23 protein-coding genes are annotated in these 23343 nt (G+C 67.9%); 18 read left to right on the top strand and 5 right to left on the bottom strand.

The window, feature by feature from the left end:
- Nucleotides 1-281, bottom strand: a 281-nt coding sequence (locus V6M56_RS01740; protein ID WP_332680847.1) for an ATP-binding cassette domain-containing protein, incomplete at its 3' end; no start/stop codon positions are given.
- A 153-nt stretch (nt 282-434) separates the two neighbouring features.
- On the opposite strand from V6M56_RS01740, the gene V6M56_RS01745 reads away from it, so the two are divergent.
- The 9 genes from V6M56_RS01745 (at nt 435) to pncA (ending at nt 12296) form a co-directional block, all read left to right on the top strand.
- Entirely contained in the window at nt 435-566 is a 132-nt protein-coding gene (locus V6M56_RS01745) for a hypothetical protein (RefSeq protein ID WP_332680848.1), read from the top strand.
- A gap of 108 nt (nt 567-674) precedes the next feature.
- Entirely contained in the window at nt 675-2813 is a 2139-nt protein-coding gene (locus V6M56_RS01750) for a methyl-accepting chemotaxis protein (protein WP_332680849.1), read from the top strand.
- Between the two features lie 55 nt (nt 2814-2868).
- Nucleotides 2869-3369 (top strand): pantetheine-phosphate adenylyltransferase, encoded by a 501-nt coding sequence (gene coaD / locus V6M56_RS01755; RefSeq protein ID WP_332680850.1) that lies wholly within the window; start codon nt 2869-2871, stop codon nt 3367-3369.
- Nucleotides 3370-3502: 133 nt separating this feature from the next.
- On the top strand, nt 3503-4834 hold the full coding sequence (proS, locus tag V6M56_RS01760; RefSeq protein ID WP_332680851.1) for a proline--tRNA ligase: 1332 nt from the start codon (nt 3503-3505) through the stop codon (nt 4832-4834).
- Nucleotides 4835-4847: 13 nt separating this feature from the next.
- Nucleotides 4848-6149, top strand: a complete 1302-nt coding sequence (locus V6M56_RS01765; RefSeq protein ID WP_332680852.1) for a lipoprotein-releasing ABC transporter permease subunit — start codon at nt 4848-4850, stop codon at nt 6147-6149.
- Nucleotides 6150-6158: 9 nt separating this feature from the next.
- The gene (locus V6M56_RS01770) at nt 6159-6848 is read left to right on the top strand and encodes an ABC transporter ATP-binding protein (RefSeq protein WP_332680853.1); all 690 of its coding nucleotides are present in this window, start codon (nt 6159-6161) and stop codon (nt 6846-6848) included.
- A 479-nt stretch (nt 6849-7327) separates the two neighbouring features.
- Nucleotides 7328-10795 carry a DNA polymerase III subunit alpha gene (gene dnaE, locus V6M56_RS01775; protein ID WP_332680854.1) on the top strand — a complete coding sequence of 1156 codons (3468 nt, stop codon included), beginning with the start codon at nt 7328-7330 and terminating at the stop codon, nt 10793-10795.
- A 97-nt stretch (nt 10796-10892) separates the two neighbouring features.
- Nucleotides 10893-11615: an FkbM family methyltransferase gene (locus V6M56_RS01780; RefSeq protein WP_332680855.1), complete on the top strand. Its 723-nt coding sequence runs from the start codon at nt 10893-10895 to the stop codon at nt 11613-11615.
- Nucleotides 11616-11666: 51 nt separating this feature from the next.
- Nucleotides 11667-12296, top strand: coding sequence for a bifunctional nicotinamidase/pyrazinamidase (pncA, locus tag V6M56_RS01785; RefSeq protein ID WP_332680856.1), 630 nt, complete (start codon nt 11667-11669; stop codon nt 12294-12296).
- Between the two features lie 6 nt (nt 12297-12302).
- Here pncA and V6M56_RS01790 read toward each other — a convergent pair whose 3' ends face one another.
- From V6M56_RS01790 to V6M56_RS01800, 3 genes are all read right to left on the bottom strand, one after another.
- A complete protein-coding gene (locus tag V6M56_RS01790) occupies nt 12303-13103 on the bottom strand; it encodes a GGDEF domain-containing protein (protein WP_332680857.1) in 801 nt (266 codons plus the stop codon).
- Nucleotides 13104-13241: 138 nt separating this feature from the next.
- On the bottom strand, nt 13242-13469 hold the full coding sequence (locus V6M56_RS01795; RefSeq protein WP_332680858.1) for a hypothetical protein: 228 nt from the start codon (nt 13467-13469) through the stop codon (nt 13242-13244).
- A gap of 214 nt (nt 13470-13683) precedes the next feature.
- Nucleotides 13684-14070, bottom strand: a complete 387-nt coding sequence (locus tag V6M56_RS01800) for a RidA family protein (protein ID WP_332680859.1) — start codon at nt 14068-14070, stop codon at nt 13684-13686.
- An 87-nt stretch (nt 14071-14157) separates the two neighbouring features.
- Here V6M56_RS01800 and V6M56_RS01805 point away from each other — a divergent pair, with 87 nt between their 5' ends.
- The 4 genes from V6M56_RS01805 (at nt 14158) to pyrH (ending at nt 18018) form a co-directional block, all read left to right on the top strand.
- Nucleotides 14158-14688, top strand: coding sequence for an Lrp/AsnC family transcriptional regulator (locus V6M56_RS01805; RefSeq protein WP_332680860.1), 531 nt, complete (start codon nt 14158-14160; stop codon nt 14686-14688).
- A gap of 411 nt (nt 14689-15099) precedes the next feature.
- Nucleotides 15100-16107 (top strand): 30S ribosomal protein S2, encoded by a 1008-nt coding sequence (locus tag V6M56_RS01810; protein ID WP_332680861.1) that lies wholly within the window; start codon nt 15100-15102, stop codon nt 16105-16107.
- 172 nt (nt 16108-16279) lie between these two features.
- The gene (gene tsf / locus V6M56_RS01815) at nt 16280-17203 is read left to right on the top strand and encodes a translation elongation factor Ts (RefSeq protein WP_332680862.1); all 924 of its coding nucleotides are present in this window, start codon (nt 16280-16282) and stop codon (nt 17201-17203) included.
- Nucleotides 17204-17310: 107 nt separating this feature from the next.
- On the top strand, nt 17311-18018 hold the full coding sequence (gene pyrH, locus V6M56_RS01820; protein WP_332680863.1) for a UMP kinase: 708 nt from the start codon (nt 17311-17313) through the stop codon (nt 18016-18018).
- Nucleotides 18019-18032: 14 nt separating this feature from the next.
- Here the strand turns inward: pyrH and V6M56_RS01825 are convergent, their stop codons facing one another.
- Nucleotides 18033-18446, bottom strand: coding sequence for a VOC family protein (locus V6M56_RS01825; RefSeq protein ID WP_332680864.1), 414 nt, complete (start codon nt 18444-18446; stop codon nt 18033-18035).
- 268 nt (nt 18447-18714) lie between these two features.
- Between V6M56_RS01825 and frr the strand changes: the two genes are divergently transcribed.
- From frr to rseP, 5 genes are all read left to right on the top strand, one after another.
- Complete coding sequence (frr, locus tag V6M56_RS01830; RefSeq protein ID WP_332680865.1) at nt 18715-19278, top strand: ribosome recycling factor; 564 nt, start codon at nt 18715-18717, stop codon at nt 19276-19278.
- An 89-nt stretch (nt 19279-19367) separates the two neighbouring features.
- Nucleotides 19368-20135, top strand: coding sequence for an isoprenyl transferase (locus V6M56_RS01835; protein WP_332680866.1), 768 nt, complete (start codon nt 19368-19370; stop codon nt 20133-20135).
- Nucleotides 20132-20959, top strand: a complete 828-nt coding sequence (locus tag V6M56_RS01840; RefSeq protein WP_332680867.1) for a phosphatidate cytidylyltransferase — start codon at nt 20132-20134, stop codon at nt 20957-20959. The genes V6M56_RS01835 and V6M56_RS01840 overlap by 4 nt, the downstream gene beginning before the upstream one ends.
- Before the next feature lie 7 nt (nt 20960-20966).
- Nucleotides 20967-22148: a 1-deoxy-D-xylulose-5-phosphate reductoisomerase gene (dxr, locus tag V6M56_RS01845; protein WP_332680868.1), complete on the top strand. Its 1182-nt coding sequence runs from the start codon at nt 20967-20969 to the stop codon at nt 22146-22148.
- A gap of 23 nt (nt 22149-22171) precedes the next feature.
- Nucleotides 22172-23320: an RIP metalloprotease RseP gene (gene rseP, locus V6M56_RS01850; protein ID WP_332680869.1), complete on the top strand. Its 1149-nt coding sequence runs from the start codon at nt 22172-22174 to the stop codon at nt 23318-23320.
- Nucleotides 23321-23343: the final 23 nt, after the last annotated feature.

The following is a 23343-nucleotide window of genomic DNA, read 5'->3' on the forward strand; positions in this document are numbered from 1 at the left end:
AGCGCGGCGCGCTCGGTGTCGGCTGCAAGCACGACCTCGATCAGCGTCTCCGGGCCGCCGGGCGCCTCCTGCGCCACCCCGCCGATCCGCATGCCCCGGGGCAGGCTGACGGTGCCGCCCTCCGGCGAGAGCTCGCCGGTGATGATGCGGAACAGGGTGGTCTTGCCGGTGCCGTTGCGGCCGACCAGGCCGACGCGCGCGCCGGTCGGCAGCGCCGCGCCGGCCTTGTCCAGCAGCAGCCTTTCGCCGAGCCGGTAAGTGATATCGCTGAGGGTAAGCATGGCTGGCTTTAGGCAAACTTGCCGGCGCGATGCAAACGGGAAATGCCGCAAGAGGGCGGGGACACGATTTCGACACATTCCCGCCTTGCTGGGGTCAGCCCGCGCCAGCACCCAGAGGCTCTGGGTAACTCACTGATTCGCAAAGAACAATCCATGCAGATCGGCTTCCTGGTTCACCATCGGCGTCGCGTTTCGCTCATGGCCGTCTTCGTCGCGCTTCTGGCGCTCGTCATCGGCAGCGCCGCCGCGCTCGCCGCACTGACCCCGGTTCCGCCCGCCTTCTGAGGCTCGGCGAGCGCCCGATCCGGCGTCGGCGGGAGCTTCAAGCAAAGTTAACCGCCCTCAGGTTGAATTGCTCCCAATCGACTGAAGATCGAGCGGGGAAACGGAGCAGTGTTCAGCCTCAGGGTGCGGCTTCCGGCCGCCATGCTCGCGCTCGCCTGCCTTGCCGCGGTCGCCGTCGGCGTTTGCGCCTATCTCGCCGTTTCCAGCTGGGCCCATGAAGCGGCGCGGGCTCGCCTGCATGCGCTTGCCGAGAGCCATTCGCGCGCCATCGAGCGGCGGCTGGCGCTCCTGCGTTCCGAACTCGCCGTCCAGGCCCGCAGCGCCTATACGGTCTCGGCGCTGGATGAGCTCGGGAAATGGCTGGAGCTCGGAACCTACGACCTCGACAGCATCCTCGGCCACTATCGGGGTGACGGGATGCGTCCGCTGGCCGAACGGCTGGCGCTGACCGGGCAGGACCACCAGCATGGCTATTCCTGGCGCCATGTCCGGATCCACGAGACCTACGCCGCTGCCCTGAAGCAGTTCAACTATGCCGACATCTACCTGGTCTCGAGGAAGGGCAGGGTGGTCTACAGCGTCGCAAAGGGGCCCGAATTCGGCCGCCTCCTCAGCGATCCGCAACTCGCCGGTACCGGGCTTGCGCAGGTAGTGGAGGCCGCACGCGGCAAGCCTGCGGGCACGCAGGTCCTGCTCGATTTTGCGCCTTACGACCTGATCGGCGGCGAGCCGCGCGCCTTTCTCGCCGCCCCCTTCTACGATGCCGAAACGGGCGGCGCCGAGCAGGCCGGCACCATCGTTATCGCTGTCAATTCAGCGCTGATCGACGATGTGCTCGGCGCCAATGCGGCCGGCGCCGGCGAGATCGGCGTCTTCGTCATTGGCGATGACGGTTTCATGCGCTCCAACCCGGCCGCCCGTCGCGAGGCATCGGCCCCGCGCGACACGCTCGACAAGCGCCGGTTGGCCGGGCTCGCGGACGATGCGTTGCTGCGGATGGTGAGCCATGACGGCACCGCGCTCGTTGCCAGCGGCAAGAAGATTGCCGTCGGCGATTGGCGCTGGCAGCTCTGGCTGACGGAGCCGGAGCGTGCCGCCTTCGCCGTCGTCAGCAAGATCCGGGGCGCGATCGTCACCGCCGGCCTATTGGTTCTGGCGCCATTGCTCGGCTTCGCGATCCTGCTCGGCTGGTCCGTGGCAAGGCCGATCGGAGGACTTTCCGACGCGCTCGCGGGCATCGCCGCCGGCCGCACGGACGAGAAGATCCCGGGCGCCCAGCGCCGCGACGAGATCGGCGGCATCGCCGCCTCGATCGGCGTGATCCGCGAAACCCTGCAGCGCGAGGCGCAATGGCGCGAGGCGCAGCAGGAGACCCGCCGCGCCGAGGCCGACCGGCACCGCCGCAGCCTTCTCGGCGAGCTGGCGGGCGAGCTCGAGCAGTCGGTCCGCACGGTCAGCGCCTCGGTCGCCACCGCCGCCGGGGCGCTTGGCGTCACCGCCAACCAACTCAGCGAAAGCGCCGGAGAGGCCAGGACCGGCGCCGCCGCTGCCGATGTCTCGACCGGCAATGCGATTCGCAGCGTCCACTCCATCGAGCAGGCGGCGCGCGAACTGCTCGGCGCGGTCGACAGTCTGTCGGCGGAGGTGCGCCGCTCCGATCTCACGGCCGGCCAGGTGCGCCAGCATGCCGACGAGGTCAGCCAGGTCGTCGACGGGCTCTCGGCTGGAGCTTCCCGCGTCTCCGAGGTGGTTGGCCTGATCTCGGCGATCGCCGGCCAGACCAACCTGCTCGCCCTCAACGCCACCATCGAGGCGGCCCGGGCCGGCGACGCGGGGCGCGGCTTCGCCGTCGTCGCTGCCGAGGTGAAGTCGCTGGCGACCCAGACCGCCGGCGCTACGCAGGACATCGCGCTGCAGATCGACGCGATGAACCGGGCGACCGCCGCCACCGTCGACGGCATGGCCGGCATCCGCGCCATGGTGCAGGATCTGAGCGAGGCGACGCGGCGCACGGCGCAGACCATGCTGCGCCAGCACGAGGCCGCCCATGCCATCGCCGCCGACGTCGTCGCCGCGACCCAGGAGATCGTCCAGATCGGCCAGGCGACCGGGCAGGTGGCGTTCGCTTCGCGCCACACCGCCGGCTCGGCCGACGCCGTCCTCGCCGCGGCGGGCGAACTGACCGGACTGGCGCAAGCCCTTGAGGCGCGCGTCGACCGCCTGATCGGCAAATTGCGCGTCGCCTGAGCGCAGACCCGAGCGGATACTTGTCGTAGCCGGGCGCTTTGGCTAACGCTGGCACATGCAGCGCACCGCCTTCTACACCGGCTCCTTCGACCCCGTCACCAACGGCCATGCCGACGTCATCGCGGCGGCGGCAAAGCTGTGCGACCGCCTCGTGCTGGCGATCGGCGTCCATCCCGGCAAGAAGCCGGTGCTCTCGGTCGAGCAGCGCGCCGAGTTGCTGCGCATCGTCGCGACGCCGCTGGCCCAGGCGGCGGGCGCCAGCATCGAGGTCGTGACCTTCGACGATCTCGCCGTCGATGCGGCCCGCAAGGCCGGGGCCGGGATCATTATCCGCGGCCTGCGCGACGGCAGCGATCTCGACTACGAGATGCAGATGGTCGGCATGAATGCGGCGATGGCGCCGGGGCTGCAGACCGTGTTCCTGCCGGCGACGCCGCAGACCCGCCATATCACCGCCACCCTGGTGCGTCAGATCGCGGCAATGGGCGGCGACGTCTCGGCTTTCGTGCCGGCGCCGGTCGAGCAGGCGCTGAAGGCTGCCTTCGCCGACAGGTGAGGGCGCTTTCCAGCGCCGATGACGGCCGCCGGGTTGCAATTTCGCGACCGGGATGGTGTTTCTGAACCAAGCCGACTCGCTGCGCCGGCCGGCGCGATCTCCTCCTGAAGAGCCTCGCCAAAAGAGCCCCGCAATGCGCCTCTCCCGCTACTTCCTGCCGATCCTGCGCGACACGCCCAAGGAAGCCGAGATCGTCTCGCATCGGCTGATGCTGCGCGCCGGCATGATCCGCCAGCAATCGGCCGGCATCTATTCCTGGCTGCCGCTCGGCCTGCGCGTCCTCAACAAGATCAGCGCCGTGGTGCGCGAGGAGCAGAACCGCTCCGGCGCCGTCGAGATCCTGATGCCGACGATCCAGTCGGCCGATCTCTGGCGCGAGAGCGGCCGCTACGACGCCTATGGCAAGGAGATGCTGCGGATCAAGGACCGGCACGACCGCGAGATGCTCTACGGCCCGACCAATGAGGAGATGGTCACCGAGATCTTCCGCTCCTACGTCAAGTCCTACAAGGACCTGCCGCTCAACCTCTATCACATCCAGTGGAAGTTCCGCGACGAGGTCCGGCCCCGCTTCGGCGTGATGCGCGGCCGCGAGTTCCTGATGAAGGACGCCTACTCCTTCGATCTCGACCAGGCCGGCGCCCGCCATTCCTACAACCGGATGTTCACCGCCTATCTGCGCACCTTCGCGCGGCTCGGCCTGCGTGCCATCCCGATGCGCGCCGACACCGGCCCGATCGGCGGCGACCTCAGCCACGAGTTCATCGTGCTCGCCTCGACCGGCGAGAGCGAGGTCTTCTGTCACAGGGACTATCTCGGCTTCGAGACGCCGGCGGCGGACACCGATTTCGACAGCGTGCCCGGTCTGCAGGGCATCGTCGACAAGTGGACGAGCCTCTATGCGGCCACCGACGAGATGCACGAGAAGGCCGACTTCGAGGCGATTCCGGCCGAGAAGCAGGTTTCGGCCCGCGGCATCGAGGTCGGCCACATCTTCTATTTCGGCACCAAGTATTCGGAACCGATGGGCGCGACCGTCGCAGGTCCCGACGGCCGCGACACGCCGGTCCATATGGGCTCCTACGGCATCGGCCCGAGCCGGCTCGTCGCCGCGCTGATCGAGGCCGGCCATGACGACGCCGGCATCGTCTGGCCCGACGAGATCGCCCCCTTCGACATCGCGGTGCTCAACCTCAAGACCGGCGACGCCGCGACCGACGGCGCCTGCGAGCAGCTCTACAAGGGCCTCGCCGGCAAGGGTTACGACATGCTCTATGACGATCGCGACGAGCGGCCGGGCGGAAAGTTCGCGACCGCCGATCTGATCGGCATGCCCTGGCAGGTGATCGTCGGGCCGAAATCGCTCGCCGAGGGCAAGGTCGAGATCAAGCGCCGCGCCGGCGGCGAACGCGAGCTGGTCTCGCTGGAGGCGGCACTCGCCCGCTTCCCCGGCAAGAACACGTGAGCGGGGCGCGGCGATGAGCAAGGCCAGCGAGGCGGCGCCCGTCGCAGGCGCGACGCCGACCGGCACGAAACCCTTCGCCGGTTTCGAGTGGCTGCTGGCCGGGCGCTATCTGCGCACGCGCCGGCGTGAGGGCTTCGTCTCCGTCATCGCCGGCTTTTCCTTCCTCGGCATCCTGCTCGGCGTCGCCACGCTGATCATCGTGATGTCGGTAATGAACGGCTTCCGCAAGGAGCTGCTGGAGAAGATCGTCGGCGTCAACGGCCACATCTTCGCGACCCCGATCGACCGGCCGCTCGACGATTACGAAGCCGTCGCGCAGCGTCTGCGCAAGGTGCCCGGGATCAAGTTCGCGATTCCCCTCGTCGAGGGCCAGGCGCTCGCTTCCTCGCAGGTCGGCAATGGCGGCGTCCTGGTGCGCGGCATCTCGGAGGAGGACATCAAGTCGATCCCCTTCGTCGCCAACAACGTCAAGCAGGGCACGCTCGATGGCTTCGGCACGACCGGCGGCGTCGCCATCGGCCGGCGCCTGGCGGCCTCGCTCGGCCTCCAGGCGGGCGACACGATCACCATCGTCACCCCGCGCGGCGCCTCGACGCCGTTCGGCACTGCGCCGCGCATCAAGGCCTATCCGGTCACGGCGGTGTTCGAGATCGGCATGTCGGAGTTCGACGCCTCTTTCGTCTTCATGCCGCTGGCCGAGAGCCAAGCCTATTTCAATCGCGACGGCGATGTGAACGTCATCGAGATCTTCATCGACGATCCCGACCGGACCCAGGCGGTGCGCGATGCGATCGAGGCCGATGCGCCGCGTCCGCTCGTGCTGTCCGACTGGCGCCAGCGCAACCGCACCTTCTTCAACGCGCTCGAGGTCGAGCGCAATGTGATGTTCATCATCCTGACCCTGATCGTGCTCGTCGCGGCGCTGAACATCGTCTCCGGGCTGATCATGCTGGTGAAGGACAAGACCGAGGACATCGCGATCATGCGCACCATGGGCGCCTCGCGCGGCACGGTGCTGCGCGTCTTCCTGATCACCGGGGCGACGATCGGCGTGGTCGGCACGCTGGGCGGGCTGCTGCTCGGCGTCGTCTTCGCCAACAACGTCAAGTCGATCATGGGCGCGATCAACTGGCTCACCGGGGCCAATCTCTGGGATCCGACCGTGCGTTTCCTCAGCGACATCCCCTCGGTGATCGACTGGCGCGAAGTCGCCAGCGTCGTCGTGATGGCGCTGGTCCTGTCGCTGCTGGCGACGCTCTATCCGGCCTGGAAGGCGGCGCGGCTCGACCCCGTCCAGGCCCTGCGCATGGGCTAGGGGCTGGCCATGGCAACCGAGACCCCGACGCTCTTCCTTTCCCAGATCGAGCGCTTTTATCCACAGACCGACGCGCCGCTGGAAATCCTGCGCAAGGCCGATTTCGCGATCTGGCCGGGCGAGATGGTGGCGCTCGTCGCCCCCAGCGGCACCGGCAAGTCGACCCTGCTGCACGTGGCCGGCCTGCTCGAGAGCCCCGATGCCGGCGAGGTCTTCATCGGCGGCGTCGCGACCTCGCAGCTCGACGATACGGGCCTGACCCGGCTGCGGCGCACCGAGATCGGCTTTGTCTATCAGTTCCACCACCTGCTGCCGGAGTTCACGGCGCTGGAGAACGTCGTGCTGCCGCAGCGCATTCGCGGCCTCGGCAAGCACGAGGCCGCGGCGCGCGCGACCGAACTCCTGACCTTCCTCGGCCTGGGCGAGCGGCTTCATCATCTGCCCGGCGAATTGTCCGGCGGCGAGCAGCAGCGCGTCGCCATAGGCCGCGCCGTCGCCAATGCGCCCCGCCTGCTGCTGGCAGACGAGCCGACCGGCAATCTCGACCCGCAGACCTCGCTGCACGTCTTCGGCACGCTGGTGGCGCTGGCGCGCGCCTCGGGCCTTGCCGCCCTGATCGCGACGCATAATCTCGACCTGGCGCGCCGCATGGACCGAAGGGTGACGATCCGCGACGGGCTGGTCGTGCCGCTCGACTAGTATGCTCCAGAGATTGTCGCATCCGACAGCTCCACCGGCCGTGCCTCGCGGCTGACGGGAAGCGTCAGCTTCCCGAAGACGTGCTTCTCCGCTCGCATCGTCATCGGCGCCAACGCGCTGGCGAGCGCTTGCCTCGGCAAGGATTTGTTAACCGCCATCGAATGCTAGGCAAATGGAACTAACCTATCGGCATTGACGAGAACAAAACGGGAATTAAACTGGACATAGATAGAACGAAGGAGACAGATATGCTGATCGCCCGCAAGCTGATGGCCGGCGCCGCCGAATTTTTCGCACTCGCCCTGTTCGTCGGGATGATCTGGGTCTGGGCCGCGCTGGCGGCCGGGCCGAAGGTCTGAGGAGTTCCTCGCAAGCCAGTATCCGCTGCCGCGGGGCATGTGTCCTGCATCCACAGCCCGGCCTGCTTCGCATCTCGACCCCGGCGCGGCGCTGCGCGATAACCCGCCCGAGAGGGCGCCATGACCGACCGGAAGAACGATTCGCAGGTTGAGCAGGAGGTCGGCTTCGTCCACCTCCACGTCCATTCGAGCTATTCCCTGCTCGAAGGCGCGATCCAGGTCGGCGCGCTCGCCAAGCTCGCGGCCGCCGACGGCCAGCCGGCCATGGCGCTGACCGACACCAACAACCTGTTCGGCGCGCTCGAATTCTCCGAGAAGCTGGCCGGCGCCGGCGTCCAGCCCATCGCCGGCGTGCAGCTCAGCGTCGACTTCGCCGATGAGGATACCGGCGGCCGCAAGCCCGTCCAGGTCACGGTGCCGCATCTGGTGCTGTTGGCGATGGACGAGGCCGGCTATGGCAACCTGATGAAGCTGGTGACGCAGGCCTGCCTCGTGGCCGGCGCCGGCGCCCCTGTCGCGACGATCGACCATGTCGCCGAGTGCCGGCAGGGGCTGATCGCGCTCACCGGCGGCGCCGGCGGGCCGCTCGACCTCGCCTTGCGCGCCGGCCAGCCGGCGCAGGCCGCGGCGCGGCTTTCGCGCCTGCAGGCGATCTTCGGCGACAGGCTCTATGTCGAGCTCCAGCGCCATGATCGCGAGGACGGGCCGGCGATCGAAGCCGGGCTGCTCAAGCTCGCTTACGGCGCCGAGCTGCCGATCGTCGCCACCAACGAGCCCTTCTTCGGCAAGCCGACCGATTTCGAGGCGCATGACGCGCTGCTGGCGGTGGCGGCGGGCCGACTGGTCTCCGACAATGAACGCCGGCGCGTCACCCCGGAGCATTATTTTGCCAGCCGCGCCGAGATGAAGCGCCGTTTCGCCGATCTGCCGGAAGCCCTGGCCTCGACGGTCGAGATCGCGCGGCGCTGCTCCTGGCGCGTTGGCCTGCGCCGCCCGATCCTGCCGCGCTTCGGCGAGGAGGGGCGCGACGAGGCCGAGGAGCTGGAGAACCAGGCGAAGGCAGGGCTCGATGCGCGGCTGGCCAAGCACGGGCCGGCCGAGGGCTTCAGCGTCGAGGACTACGAGAAGCGGCTCGCCTTCGAGCTTTCCATCATCACCCGGATGAAATTTCCGGGCTATTTTCTCATCGTTGCCGACTTCATCAAATGGGCGAAGGACCATGACATCCCGGTCGGCCCCGGCCGCGGTTCGGGCGCCGGCTCGCTCGTCGCCTATGCGCTGACCATCACCGATGTCGATCCGCTGCGCTTTGGCCTGCTGTTCGAGCGCTTCCTCAACCCCGACCGCGTCTCGATGCCGGACTTCGACATCGACTTCTGCCAGTACCGGCGTGAAGAGGTGATCGACTACGTCAAGCATCGCTATGGCGAGGAGCGCGTCGCCCAGATCATCACTTTCGGCACCTTGCAGGCGCGCGGCGTGCTGCGCGACGTCGGCCGCGTGCTCGAGATGCCCTACGGCCAGGTCGACAAGCTGACCAAGCTCGTCCCGCAGAACCCGGCCAAGCCGATCACCTTGCCCGAGGCCATCGCCGGCGAGCCCAAGCTGCAGGAGGCGGCGGCGGAGGAGCCGGTCGTCGCGCGCCTGCTCGAGATCGCCCAGAAGCTCGAGGGCCTGCACCGCCACGCCTCTACCCATGCCGCCGGCGTCGTCATCGGCGACCGGCCGCTGGAGGAGCTGGTCGCGCTCTCGGTCGATCCGCGCACCGGCATGCGCGTCACCCAGTTCAACATGAAATGGGTCGAGCAGGCCGGGCTGGTGAAGTTCGACTTCCTCGGCCTGAAGACGCTGACCACGCTGACGATCGCGGTCAAGCTGATCGCCCAGCGCGGCATCGCGGTCGACCTGGCGCAACTGCCCTTCGACGATCCCAAGACCTACGAGATGCTGGCGCGCGGCGAGACGGTCGGCGTGTTCCAGGTGGAATCGGTCGGCATGCGCAAGGCGCTGGTCGAGATGAAGGCTGACCGGATCGAGGACCTGATCGCGCTGGTCGCGCTCTACCGGCCGGGTCCGATGGACAACATCCCGACCTATTGCCGGCGCAAGCTCGGCCTCGAGGATCCGACCTATCTCCATCCCAAGATGGAGCCGATCCTTTCCGAGACGCATGGCATCATCGTCTACCAGGAACAGGTGATGCAGGTCGCGCAGGCGCTCTCGGGCTATTCGCTCGGCGAGGCCGACCTGCTGCGCCGCGCCATGGGCAAGAAGATCAAGGCCGAGATGGACGCGCAGCGCGACCGTTTCGTCAAAGGCGCGATCGACGCCGGCCTGAAGAAGGACATCGCCTCCGAGATCTTCGACCTGCTGGCCAAGTTCGCCGACTACGGCTTCAACAAGAGCCATGCCGCGGCCTATGCCGTCGTCGCCTTCCAGACCGCCTATCTCAAGGCGAACTTCCCGGTCGAATTCCTTGCGGCCTCGATGACGCTCGATATCGGCAACACCGACAAGCTCTCGGAATTCCGCCGCGACGCCGAGCGCATCGGCATCAAGGTCGAGCGGCCCGCGATCAACCGCTCGGGCGTCGATTTCGACGTCGCCGATGGCGCGATCCGCTATGCGCTCGGCGCGATCAAGGGTGTCGGGCGCGCCGCGGTCGAATCGATCGTCGCCGCCCGCGCCAAGGCCGGCCCGTTCCGCGATCTCGCCGATTTCGCCCGGCGCATCGACACCAGGCTGATCAACCGTCGCACCATCGAGGCGCTGATCGCGGCCGGTTCGCTCGACGAGATCGAGCCGGAGCGGGCGAGGGCGCTCGCCGCGGTCGACGGCATGCTGGCGCTCTCCAACCGCACGCGCGAGGCGGCCGAGGGCGGCCAGTCGGAGCTGTTCGGCGGCGGCGCTGTGGCCGAGGCCTTCCGCATCCCGCCCTTCGAGCCCTGGGCGCCGGCCGAGCGCCTGCAGCGCGAGCACGACGCCGTCGGCTTCTTCCTCTCCGGCCATCCGCTCGACGATTACGAGCATGTGCTGAAGCGGCTGCGCGTCCAGAGCTATGCCGATTTCGCCCGCACCGTCCGCGCCAGCGGCACCTCGATCGCCAAGGTCGCGGCCTCCGTCATCGACAAGTCGGAGCGGCGCACCCGCTCGGGCTCGAAGATGGGCATCGTCCAGCTCTCCGATCCGAGCGGCCAGTTCGAGGCGATCCTGTTCTCCGAAGGGCTGCAGCGCCATCGCGAGCTGCTGGAGCCCGGCACTGCGCTGGTGTTGCGGCTCAGCGCCGTGCTCGACGGCGACGAGGTTCGCCCGCGCATCGAGGATGTCGAGCGGCTCGACGACCTCGCCTCGCGCCAGAAGCAGGATCTCTGCATCTTCCTGCGCGACGACAAGGCGCTCGCCTCCATTGCCGAGCGGGTCAAGCCGCGCGAAGGCGTGCGCGCCGAGGGCAAGATCTCGCTGGTGATGATCCTCGACGACGGTGCCCAGGAAGTCGAGATCGAGCTGCCGGGGCGCTACCCGATCAACCAGCAGGTCGCGAATGCCGTCCGCGCGGCGCCGGGCGTGGTGAACGTCGAATTGCGCTGACGAGGGCTGAGGGTCTGTTCGGAGCTCCCCGACCTTGCGCGGCCGGCGACCAAGGCAGCAGAGTGTGTGCAGATAGCGACGATGTCCGGGGGATTTGATGAAGCAGTACATCGCGCGCATTCCGATGAGCCTTGCCGTGCCCGACGCGATGCACTGGGCGATCAAGGACGTGCTCGAGGGCGAGTACGAGGCCGGATTCGACGGCGTCGGGCTCGACATCCTCGATGTCGGCGCGAATGTCGGCTCCTTCGCGCTCTGGGCGACGGCGCGCTGGCCGGCCAGCGTCGTTACCTCCTATGAGCCGCATCCCGGCACTTTCGAGTTCCTGAAGCGCAACACCCATCAGCGTCGCGACATCCGGCCGGTCAACGCCGCCCTGTTCCCTGGCGGCCAGAAGACGGCGAGCTTCGTCAGCCGCTTCGCCGGCGACGGCGAATCCGGCCTGGCCTCCTATGCCGGCGATACCTTCGTGTCCGGCGCCATGGTCGAGCGCTACGAGGTCGCGGTGGTCGACCCGGCCAGCCTGCCTTCGGCGGATATCGTCAAGATCGACATCGAGGGCGGCGAGGGCGACGTGCTCGACCATCTCGACCTGTCGAAGACCTCGCTCGTCCTGCTGGAATATCAGAACCGCAAGAACCGCATCCAGCTTGAAGCCCGGCTCGCCGCCGATTTCGAGCTGATCGATACGGTGGAGCATGCCTGGGACCCGCTGCTCGAACAGCGCTGCTACCGGCCCGAGCTCGCCGGCGACGTCTATGGCCGCCTGTTCGCCGCCCGCAGGGGCGTGACGCGGATGACGAGAAGCGCGGGCGCGTGAGCAGTCGGCTCCGGCGCAGCGCGGTCGTACCTGAAAGCATGGGAGATATCGGTGGTGATCGACGCCAGGACCGCGCTCATCGTCGTCGACGTCCAGAATGATTTCTGCCCGGGCGGCAGCCTCGCCGTCAGCGGCGGCGACGAGGTCGTCGCGATCGTCAACGCGCTCGGTCGCCATTTCGCCAATGTCGTCCTGACGCAGGACTGGCACCCTGCCGGCCATTCCTCCTTCGCCTCCAGCCATCCCGGCCGGCAGCCGTTCGAGGTCGTGCCGATGCCTTATGGCCCGCAGGTGCTCTGGCCCGACCATTGCGTGCAGGGCAGCAGCGGCGCCGATTTTCACCCAGGCCTCGACCTGACGCTGGCGCAGGCCGTGATTCGCAAGGGCTGCCGCCGCGAGGTCGACAGCTATTCCGGGTTCCTCGAGGCCGACCGCAGGACGCCGACGGGGCTCGCCGGCTATCTCAAGGAACGCAATGTGGCCCGCGTCGTCATCGTCGGCCTCGCCACTGATTTCTGCGTGAGCTGGACGGCAAAGGATGCCGTCCGGAGCGGATTCGAAGCCGTCGTCGTCGAGGAGGCCTGCCGTGCCATCGACCTCGACGGCTCGCTCGACCGGGCCTGGGCCGAGATGACGGCGCTCGGCGTCGAGAAGGCGACGGCGGCGGAACTCATCGGGTAGGTGGTTTCAGCTCGCCACAGCGGTCGATAGCAGTTCGACCCGGTTGCGGCCGAGACGTTCCGAGCGGTAGAGCGCCTCGTCGGCCTGCTGCAGCACGGTATCGAGCGGGTCGCGCGCGGCGTCGCCCTGGCCAATGCCGTTACTGAGCGTCGGCTGCACCGTGGCCTCACCCCAGCCCGCGAGGGCCCGGCCGAACGCAGCCCGGATCCGGTTGGCGACGCCGATCGCCTCGGCAGCCGTCAGGTGCGGGAGGACGACCACGAACTCGTCGCCTCCCTGTCTCGCCAGGACGTCGCTCGCACGAAGTTCGCCGCGTGCCGCCTCGGCGAAGAGGCGCAGGATATGGTCTCCGGCGGCGTGGCCATGCGTGTCGTTAAGCTGCTTGAAATGGTCGATGTCGATCAGGAGCAGAGCGATCGAATGCGGTCGTCCGACGGCCTCGGCCGCCAACCGGTCGAGCGAACGCTCAAGCCCGGTGCGGTTCAGCGCGCCGGTCAGGGAATCTCGCTGGGCGAGGGAAACCAGCGCATTGCGGTTGCGCTCGGTCGCGAGCAGCAGCAGGGCGCTGCCGCGCAAGAGGAGGAAGGCGGTGCCGGTGATCGCGAGCCACAGCTGCGGCTCGTTGGGTGCGAACAATTCGGGGCCGAGCTGCCCGGTCGCAGCGAAATGGGCACGTAGCGAAAACAGCAGCGCTGTCGGCGCGAACAGGCCGATCAGGACGGCTCCCGAAACCAGCCGCTCGCGCCGCATCAAATGCAAGCCCTCGCGAACCACGGCAGCGTCGCAGCAAGCGGCCAGGACGGACATCAGGACAGCCCGGCTGGCGAAGCTGTCGGGTTCGCTCCAGAGCAGGAGCAGGGTGCCGGCGATGGCGACCGCCGCGACATAGGCCGGCAGGCGCGCCGGGCGCCCTGCGAAGCTCCTCACGCTGTAGAGCATGAGCAGCTAGCCGATCCAGCTGACCAGATTGGCGAGCGGGATCGAGACCAGATCCGGGATCGAATCGCGCAGCGAGACGCCGATCAGGCCGATCCCTATCAGCAGGTTGCTCAGCCCCCACCAAAGCGGCCAGCGCTCGAAGCGGCCGGCGGCAAACGCGAGCAACTGCACGAATCCGAGCAGGACGCAGGTGATCGCGCCTGCTGCATAGATTGTCCTCAGGTCGAGAACCACGCTGTCGCCAAGTCCGTGCTGCCCTGCCTGGCTTCTAGAGCCGGATGATGTCAGGTGGAATCATGGAATGATCCCATCTGACATCTGAATCCGTCTCTCACCAAAGGGTTAGAGCAGGATTCTTGCGAAAAACCGGTTTCCACTTTTTCGCATCCTGCTCTAGCAGGATGACATGAATGGTTGGTTCACGCGGCTGTCGCCTGCCCGGCACCGTTCACGCCGCCGCGATGATCTCGATCTCGACCAGCCAGTCCTCGCGCAAGGTCTGAACCACGATCGCCGTGGTTGGCACCGCGCGGCCGCCCAGTGCTTCCACCCGCGCATTCTGGTTGGCCTCGACGAAGCTGGCGTCGCGCAGATAGCTGGTCAGGCGCACGATGTTGTCGACGCTCATCCCGGCCGAAGCGAGGATGGCGCGCAGGTTGCTCCAGATCAGGGCCAGCTGCGCGTCGAGCGAGGAGCCCGGTTGCCCTGCTGCATCCAGCCCCATCGTGCCGCTGACGAACAGCAGCCGCCCGGGCTCGCGCACTTCCATGGCGTGAGCGTAGTCCGGCGTCGTCGCATAGACGCCGTCGCTTGGGTCGTGGACGATCATCTGCATGAGCCGGCTCGCATGACTGGTCTGAATCAAATATGGAGATTGTTTGATAAAGCCGAAGGCCATTCGGCTGAAAGCCGGAAATGAACGATGCCCGAGAATACGGATGGGATTCGGCGGAAGCCGATGGGGAAGCCGACCCTCGATCGTTTCGACCGAAGGATATTAGGCGCCCTCGTCGAGGATGCCGGGCTGAGCTACGCCGCACTCGGCGTGAAAGCCGGGCTTTCCGCGCCTGCGGTGCACGAGCGGGTCAAGCGCCTGCGGCAGGCTGGCGTCATCTGCGGCACCCATGCCCGCCTCGATGCCGAGGCGATCGGCAAGCCGCTGCTCGCTTTCGTCCATGTCGAGGCTGCCGGCTGGGGCAAGGGCGAACGCATGCTCGCGCTGAAGCGCTTTCCGGAAGTCGAGGAGATGCATTCGGTCGCCGGCGATACGGGTCTTATCCTGAAGGTCCGCACCCGCAGCACGCATGCGCTCGAAGCCCTGCTCGCCCAGATCTACGCCATTCCCGGTGTCGCGGGCACGCGCAGCTACATCGCCCTGTCGAGCTATCTCGAGCGGCCGGTCCAGGCCGAATTCACCGAGGACTGGCCGTTCCTGCACCCGAACCGGGCCTGATTGTCCAGCCCGCGGGGAACGGCACGGCCGCGACCTATCGCAAGCAGATCGGCTACGTCGTGAAGCAGGCTGGCGCATCCCTGCCGAAGTGCGGCCGGCCGACGCTCGGCATTCTCTTGCCGAGCCGGTTAATCGCTGCGTTTCCAAAGCTCTGGCTCCTTTCATCGCCCCAGTGGTCGAAGAAGCTGGCGGGGAAGCGCGGCGTCCGCTGGCCGGGTGGCCCGCAAGAGGCGGCCGGTCGGGGCGGTCCCGCCGCCGGGTTCCGCCTTGCATTCCTGGCCCATCCCCTGTAAGGCGCAGGCCATTCCACATGGGGAGCATCACCTCGACACCGAGGCGTTCCGGTGACTGGCCAGCCTATGGCCGGATCATTCGCTCCCCAGAGGCTCAACCGGAAGGACGACACACATCATGGCTCTGCCAGATTTCTCCATGCGCCAGCTCCTCGAGGCCGGCGCCCATTTCGGCCACCAGTCCCATCGCTGGAACCCGAAGATGTCGCCGTTCATCTACGGGACGCGCAACAACATCCACATTCTCGACCTGTCGCAGTCGGTGCCGATGCTCTCGCGCGCCTTGCAGGCGGTCAGCGACACCGTCGCTCGTGGCGGTCGCGTGCTCTTCGTCGGCACCAAGCGCCAGGCGCAGGACGCCATCGCCGACGCTGCCAAGCGCTCGGCCCAGTATTATGTCAACTCCCGCTGGCTCGGCGGCATGCTGACCAACTGGAAGACCATCTCGGCCTCGATCCAGCGCCTGCGCAAGGTCGACGAGCTGCTCAACGGCGCCAGCACCGGCCTGACCAAGAAGGAGCGCCTGATGCTGGCGCGCGAGCGCGACAAGCTCGAGAAGGCGCTCGGCGGCATCAAGGACATGGGCGGCACGCCCGACATGATCTTCGTGATCGACACCAACAAGGAAGCGCTCGCGATCAAGGAGGCCCAGCGCCTCGGCATCCCGGTCGCCGCCATCGTCGATTCGAACTCGGATCCGGACGGCATCACCTTCCCGGTCCCGGCCAATGACGACGCCGGCCGCGCCATCCAGCTCTATTGCGATCTGATCGCCCGCTCGGCCATCGACGGCATCTCGCGCGCCTCGGGCGACCATGGTGTCGATCTCGGCGCCGCCGAGGCCCCGGTCGTCGAGACGGTTCTGGCGGTCGAGCCTGCCGCCGACGCGGCCCCGACCTTCGAGCTGCTGACCGCGCCGCGCGGCGCCCCGGACGACTTCATGAAGCTCTCGGGCATGGGTCCGGAGATCGTGCAGAAGCTCAATGACGGCGGCATCTTCCACTTCTGGCAGCTCGCCGCCATGACGCCGGAAGAAGTCACCAAGGTCGATCACGACCTCAAGCTCGCCGGCCGCATCGAGCGCGACGGCTGGGTTGCCCAGGCGCGCGAACTCGCCGACGCCTGATGCCCGCTTCGGAACGCGGCGCGCCCTGGCGCATCGCGTTCCGGTTCTAGATTGAAGCCGAGGCCGCGCCGACGACCGGAAACGGAGCGTCGGCGTTCGCCCATCCGGCTCCCCCGTTTGGATATCGCGGCCCGCCCGGACGCCGGCCGCCAAGACAGCAAGGACGACGCAAATGGCTGCGATCACCGCCGGCATGGTGAAGGAACTCCGCGACAAGACCGGCGCGGGCATGATGGACTGCAAGGCCGCCCTGTCGGCCACCGACGGCAACATGGAAGCGGCCATCGACTGGCTGCGTGCCAAGGGCCTGTCCAAGGCCGCCAAGAAGGCCGGCCGCGTCGCCGCCGAAGGCCTCGTCGCCGTTGCCGTCTCCGGCCAGCGCGGCGTCGTCGTCGAGGTCAACTCCGAGACCGATTTCGTCGCCCGCAACCTGGAATTCCAGGCGCTGGCCCGCACCATCGCCGATGTCGCGCTCGAGCGCGGCGGCGATGTCGAGGCGCTGGCTGCGCATCACTATCCGGGCGGCGGCACGGTCGCCGAGGCGATCGCCAACACCATCGCCACCATCGGCGAGAACATGACGCTGCGCCGCGTCGGCGAGGTCTCGGTCTCGGCCGGTGTCGTCGGCTCCTATGTCCATGGCGCGGTCGCCGACGGCCTCGGCAAGATCGGCGTCATCGTCGGCCTGGAATCGTCCGGCAAGGGCGACGAGCTTGCCGCCATCGGCCGCCAGCTCGCCATGCACATCGCCGCCACCAATCCGGTCGCGCTCGACCTCGCTTCGGTCGACCCGGCCGTGCTGGAACGCGAGAAGGGCATCCTGGCCGAGAAGAACGCCGGCAAGCCCGCCCATGTGCTCGAGAAGATCACCGAGAGCGGCCTGAAGAGCTACGCCAAGGAATATTGCCTGCTCGAGCAGGCCTATATCCATGACGGCTCCAAGTCGGTTGCCCAGGTGCTGAAGGAAGCCGAGGGCAAGGTCGGCGGCCCGGTCAAGATCACCGGATTCGCCCGTTTCGCGCTCGGCGAAGGCATCGAGAAGGAAGAGACCGACTTCGCTGCCGAAGTTGCCGCAGCCGGCGGTACCGCCGGCTGAAAAGCCGGTTGATAGAGATCAGAAAGGCCGCGCCTCGCGCGGCCTTTTTTGCAAGAAGCTGACATCGCTCCGAATCCGAGAGTGGCAGCACGAAACGGAGAGCCCCGATGAGACCGAAACGCGTTCTTGTGAAGCTCTCCGGCGAAGCCCTTGCCGGACCGAGCGGAAACGGTCTCGACGGCGCGACGCTGACGGCCCTCTCGGCGGACATCTCGGCCGCGGCCCGCGAGGGCGTCGAGATCGGCATCGTCGTCGGCGGTGGCAACTTCTTCCGCGGCGTGCAGGGTCTCACCAAGGGGCTGGACCGCACCAGCGCCGATTCGATCGGCATGCTCGGCACGGTGATGAACGCGCTCGCGCTCGAGCATGCGATCGAGAGCGCCGGCACCCCGGCGCGGGCCATGTCGGCGGTGCCGATGCCCTCGCTCTGCGAGAGCTATGCGCGCAAGCGCGCGCTCGACCATCTCAGCAACGGCAAGGTCGTGATCCTGGGCGGCGGCACCGGCAACCCCTACTTCACCACCGACACCGGCGCCGCGCTGCGGGCGGCCGAGCTCGACTGCAGCCATCTGCTCAAGGCGACGCAGGTGGATGGCGTCTACACCGCCGATCCGAAGAAGGATCCTAACGCGGTCCGCTTCGAGCGGCTGACCCATGTCGAGGCGATCACGCGCGACCTCAAGGTCATGGATACCGCCGCCTTCGCGCTCGCCCGCGACGCAGGACTGACCATCGTCGTCTTTTCGATCGCCGAGCCCGGCATGCTCGCGGCCGTGCTGCGCGGCGAGGGCAGGGCGACCTATGTGACGCCCTGACGGGCAGGGCACTTTTAGTAGTTCGGCCATAGCCCGGGCGTCGCCAGTTCGAGCATGTGGCCGTCGGGATCGCGGAAATAGAGGCTTTTGCCGCCGCGCTCCCAGCTCATCCGGCCCTCGATCGCGATCCCTTGCTGCTGCAGCTTCTCGTCCCAGAGATCGAGCTCGCCGGCATCGACGGCGAAGCAGATGTGAAGCGGGCCGGAGCCGTCATGCGGCGGGATGCTGCCGCCGGCCGATGATTGGCTCTTGAGCGATTGTCCGCGCTGGAACAGCAGCAGCACGCTCGCTCCGCCGACATCATAGGCGAACAGCGTCCCGGTCTTGAGCATCGGCTCCAGGCCGAGCTTGGCCTCGTAGAACTCGCGCGCGCGCTCGATATCGTCGACATAGAGCGCGGTCTCGATGATGCGGTTAAGGCGTGGCACGGGCTTGCTCCTCGGGATTTCGGGGCCGGGTTGGTCCCATGGGGTGGCGGAACCTTCCAGATCAGCTATGAAACGAGCGGCGGCATGACTACTGCCGCAAGGCTTCACCGGGGCATGCACAGCGCAGGCTCGATGCAGCTTTCCTTGCAACTTGCCCTGGCGAAATCTGCCGGAGCACGAAATCCTTGACCCTGTGCGAGCCGCTCGCCATGGTCGCGCGCATTTCCGGCTCGGTCTTTTGCCGGGTTTCGACAAGGTTTTGAAGACGATGGCCCAGACCACTTTCGATCTCGCCGACCTGAACCGCCGCATGGACGGCGCCGTCCAGTCGTTCAAGAGCGACCTCGCCTCGCTGCGCACCGGCCGCGCCTCGGCCAATGTGCTCGATCCGATCACGGTGGAGGCCTACGGCGCCCGCACGCCGCTGAGCCAGCTCGCCACCGTCAGCGTGCCCGAGGCGCGCCTGCTCTCGGTCCAGGTCTGGGACCGCAGCATGGTCCAGGCCGTCGAGAAGGCGATCCGCGAATCCGATCTCGGCCTCAACCCGCAGACGGAAGGGCAGGTGCTGCGCATCCGCATCCCCGAGCTCAACGAGCAGCGCCGCAAGGAGATGGTCAAGGTCGCGCACAAATATGCCGAGGAGGCGAAGGTCGCCGTCCGGCATGTCCGCCGCGACGGCATGGATCTGATCAAGAAGCTGGAGAAGGACGGACATCTGCCCAAGGATGACGTCACCAAGCAGACCGATCAGGTCCAGAAGGCGACCGACAAGCATATCGGCGACATCGACCAGTCACTGGCGTCGAAGGAAAAGGAAATCCTGCACGTCTGAGCGCTCGCCGGCCTGTAATCATCGCGGGCCTGCAATCATCGCGGGTCTGCAATCGTAGACGGACGGGCTTCGCCCGAAGAGGCACAGGAATGTCAGACGGCCCGCGCCCGGCATCGCCCGGCATCGACCCGGCCCCGGCCCATGTCGCCATCATCATGGACGGCAATGGCCGCTGGGCCCAGATGCGTGGCCTGCCGCGGCAGGAGGGCCATCGTCGTGGCCTCGAAGCCCTCCGCCGCACGGTTCGCAATGCCGGCGATCTCGGCATCGGCGTCCTGACGCTCTACTCGTTCTCGACCGAGAACTGGCGCCGACCCAAGGCCGAGGTCTCCTTCCTGCTCGGCCTGCTTCGCCGCTTCGTCGAGAACGACCTGGCCGAGCTGCACGAGGCCGGCGTCCGGGTCCGCATCATCGGCAGCCGGGCCGATCTCGCGCCGGACCTGCGCGCCCTGATCGAGCGCGCCGAGACGATGACCGCCGCCAATAGCGGGCTCACTTTGGTCGTCGCCTTCAATTACGGCTCGCGCGACGAGATCGTTCGCGTCACCCGCGCGCTGGCCGCCGAGGTCGCGGCCGGCCGCCTCGCCCCCGAGGCGATCGACGAAGACATGCTGACGGCCCGGCTCGACACCGGGGGCCTGCCGGAGCCCGATCTGGTCATCCGCACCTCCGGCGAGACCCGCATCTCCAACTTCCTCCTCTGGCAGGCGGCCTATGCCGAGTTCATCTTCACGCCGGTGCTCTGGCCCGATTTCGACCGCAAGGCACTCGAGGACGCGCTGGCCGAGTTTCGCCGCCGCGAGCGCCGCTTCGGCGGGGTCAGCGAACCGGCTGCCCGCAATGTGGGGGTCGCGTGAATGAGCCTGCCCGCGAAGGCGTGAATAGCGGCGCGTCCGAGTTGCGCCTGCGCGTCCTGTCGGCGCTGGTGCTGGCCGCCATCGTCCTGGCCGCGACGCTGGTCGGCGGCCCCGCCTTCCGATTTGTCTGGGTGCTGGTCGCCGGCCTCGTCGCCTATGAATGGCTCGCCATCGTCAGCTCGCGCCACGCCATTGCCGGCGGGATCGGCGTGGCGCTGGCCGGCCTCGCACTGGGCTTCGCCCCGCTGAGCGACACCGCTTTGGCAGGGGCGTCGGCACTCGCAGCCCTGGTCGGCGCGGTCCTGACGGTCCGTGTCGCCGATCGTCGCGTGCTGGAGGCCTGCGGCGTCGCCTATGCGCTCTGCTTCGCGCTGGTGACGCCGGCGCTGCGCCAGGTGCCGGAGATCGGGCTGTTCCTGATCGTCTGGACCTTCGCGGTGGTCTGGTTCACCGACATCGCCGCCTATTTCACCGGTCGGGCCCTTGGCGGCCCCAAGCTCATGCCCAGCGTCAGTCCGAAGAAGACCTGGTCTGGCGCTCTCGGCGGCGCAGCGGCGGGAACGGCGGGCGGCATCGCCGTCTGGTATCTGTCGCCGCCGGCGGCCGGGCTTGGCTTCGGCCCGGTGCTTGCCGCCTCGCTCGTCGCCTCCGTCTTCAGCCAGGCCGGCGACCTGTTCGAATCGGCCATCAAGCGGCGCTTCGGCACCAAGGATTCGAGCCGGCTGATCCCCGGCCATGGCGGCTTCCTCGACCGGCTCGACGGCTATTGGGCGGTGCTGGTCTTCGCCGGGCTGCTGCTCTATCTCGCCCGTCTGGGGCTCTGATCGCGCCATGCGCCGTTCTGTCACCATCCTCGGAGCGACCGGCTCCGTCGGCCGCTCGACACGCGAGGTCATCGCCGAGAACCCCGAGCGACTCGCGGTCGCCGGCGTGGTCTCCGGGCGTGACGCCGCCGGCCTTGCCCGAGTCGCGCGCGAAACCGGGGCACGCTTCGCCGCCATTGCCGACGAGGCGCAGGCCAGCGAGCTTCGCGACGCGCTCGCCGGCAGCGGCATCCGTCACGGCGCCGGGCGCATGGCCGTGCTGGAAGCGGTATCGCTCGAGAGCGACATCGTCGTCAGCGCGATCTCCGGTGCGGCCGGGCTGGAGGCGACCTTCGCGGCGCTGATGCCGGGGCGCGTCGTCGCGCTCGCCAACAAGGAGAGCCTGGTCTGCGCCGGCGCGGCCGTGATGGCGCGGGCGGCCAGCGTCGGCGCACGCATCCTGCCGCTCGACTCCGAGCACAACGCGCTGTTCCAGGTGCTCGGCGCCGAGCCGGTGTCGGCGATCCGCTCGATGACGCTGACCGCCTCGGGAGGGCCGTTCCGGACCTGGTCGGCGCAACAGATCGCGGCGGCGACACCAGAGCAGGCGCTCGCCCATCCGAACTACGCCATGGGCGCCAAGATCACGATCGACTCCGCCAGCATGATGAACAAGGGACTCGAGCTGATCGAGGCCCGCTTCCTGTTCGGACTCGGCGCCGACCAGGTCGACGTGCTGATCCATCCGCAGCAGATCGTGCATGGGCTGGTCAATTTTCGCGACGGTTCGGTGAGCGCCGGTATGGCCGTGCCCGACATGCGCGTCGCTGCGGCCCATTGTCTCGGCATCGACGGCAGGCTCGATGCGCCGGCGGGCCGTTTTCTCGATCTGGCGGCCTGCGGACCGCTCGTGTTCGAGCGGCCCGATCTCGCGCGCTTCCCCGCCCTTGGCCTTGCGATAGCGGCGCTTGCCGAAGGCGGCGCGGCGCCGGCCGTCCTGAATGCCGCGAACGAGGTGGCGGTGGCGGCGTTCCTGGCGCGGCGGATTCCATTCTGGGCGATTCCGGCACTGGTCGAGGCCGTCTGCGCGCAAGGTGGCGGACAGGGGCGGCCGGCGCCGGAGGATGTCGCCGCCGCCCTCGCAATTGACCAGGATGCGAGAAACAGGACCCGCCTGCTCTTGTCGGAAGGGCGCTTCACTGTCACCTAGTGGCGGCAAGTCGGGAGATTTTTATGGATATCATGGGATCGGTCTGGCACGCGGGAAGCTTCCTGCTGGGCTACCTCGTGCCCTTCCTGTTCGTCCTGACGATCGTCGTGTTCGTGCATGAGCTCGGCCATTTCCTGGTCGGGCGCTGGTGCGGCGTCGACGTCAAGACCTTCTCCATCGGCTTCGGACGGGAGCTCTTCGGCTTCAACGACCGCCATGGCACGCGCTGGCGCTTCGCGCTGATCCCTCTCGGCGGCTACGTCAAGTTCTCGGGCGATGCCGACGCGTCGAGCGCGCCGGACGGCGACGCTGTTGCCGGCATGAGCCAGGAGGAGCGAGCGCGTTCCTTCCCGGCCCAGTCGATCGGCGAGCGGGCGGCGATCGTCGCCGCCGGGCCGATCGCCAATTTCCTGCTGGCGATCGCGATCTTCGCCGTCACCGCCTACAGCTTCGGCAAGCCCGTGCTGGCTCCGCGCATCGAGCAGGTCTCGCCAGGCGGCGCCGCCGAGCGCGCCGGCTTCAAGGCCGGCGACCTGATCCGCAAGGTCGAGGATAGCGAGGTCAGGAGCTTTAGCGACTTGCAGCGCCTGATCTCCATCCGCCCGAGCGAGCCGCTGCCGGTGACGTTCGAGCGGGACGGGGCGACCATGGTCCTGACGGTCACGCCCGACCTCGTCGAGACCTCCTCGCCGCTGGGCAAGCAGCGCCTCGGCATCATCGGCGTGCAGGCCTCGGCCAGGCCGAGCGACTGGACCACCCAGCATTTCGGGCCGGTCGAATCGTTGAAGCTCGGCGTGAGCGAAACCTGGTTCGTGGTCGAGCGGACCTATGACTACATCGCCAAGCTCATCATGGGGAAGGAATCGACCGATCAGCTTTCCGGCCCGATCCGCATCGCCCAGGTTTCCGGAATGGTGGCCTCGAGCGGCGGCCTGCTGGCGCTGATCAACCTTGCCGCGATTCTCTCGGTCTCGATCGGCCTGATGAACCTGTTCCCGGTGCCAATGCTCGATGGCGGGCATCTGATGTTCTATGCCATCGAGGCCTTGCGCGGCCGGCCGCTCAGCGAGCGGGCTCAGGAGATCGGCTTTCGGGTGGGGCTGGGGCTGGTGCTGATGCTGATGCTGTTCGTGACGTGGAACGATCTCGTCCATGTCCGTTCGCTCCTCTGAGGGCTCGAACGCGTTAAGAATCC

The sequence above is a fragment of the Allobosea sp. genome (assembly GCF_036675845.1).
Classification (GTDB): Bacteria; Pseudomonadota; Alphaproteobacteria; order Rhizobiales; family Beijerinckiaceae; genus Allobosea.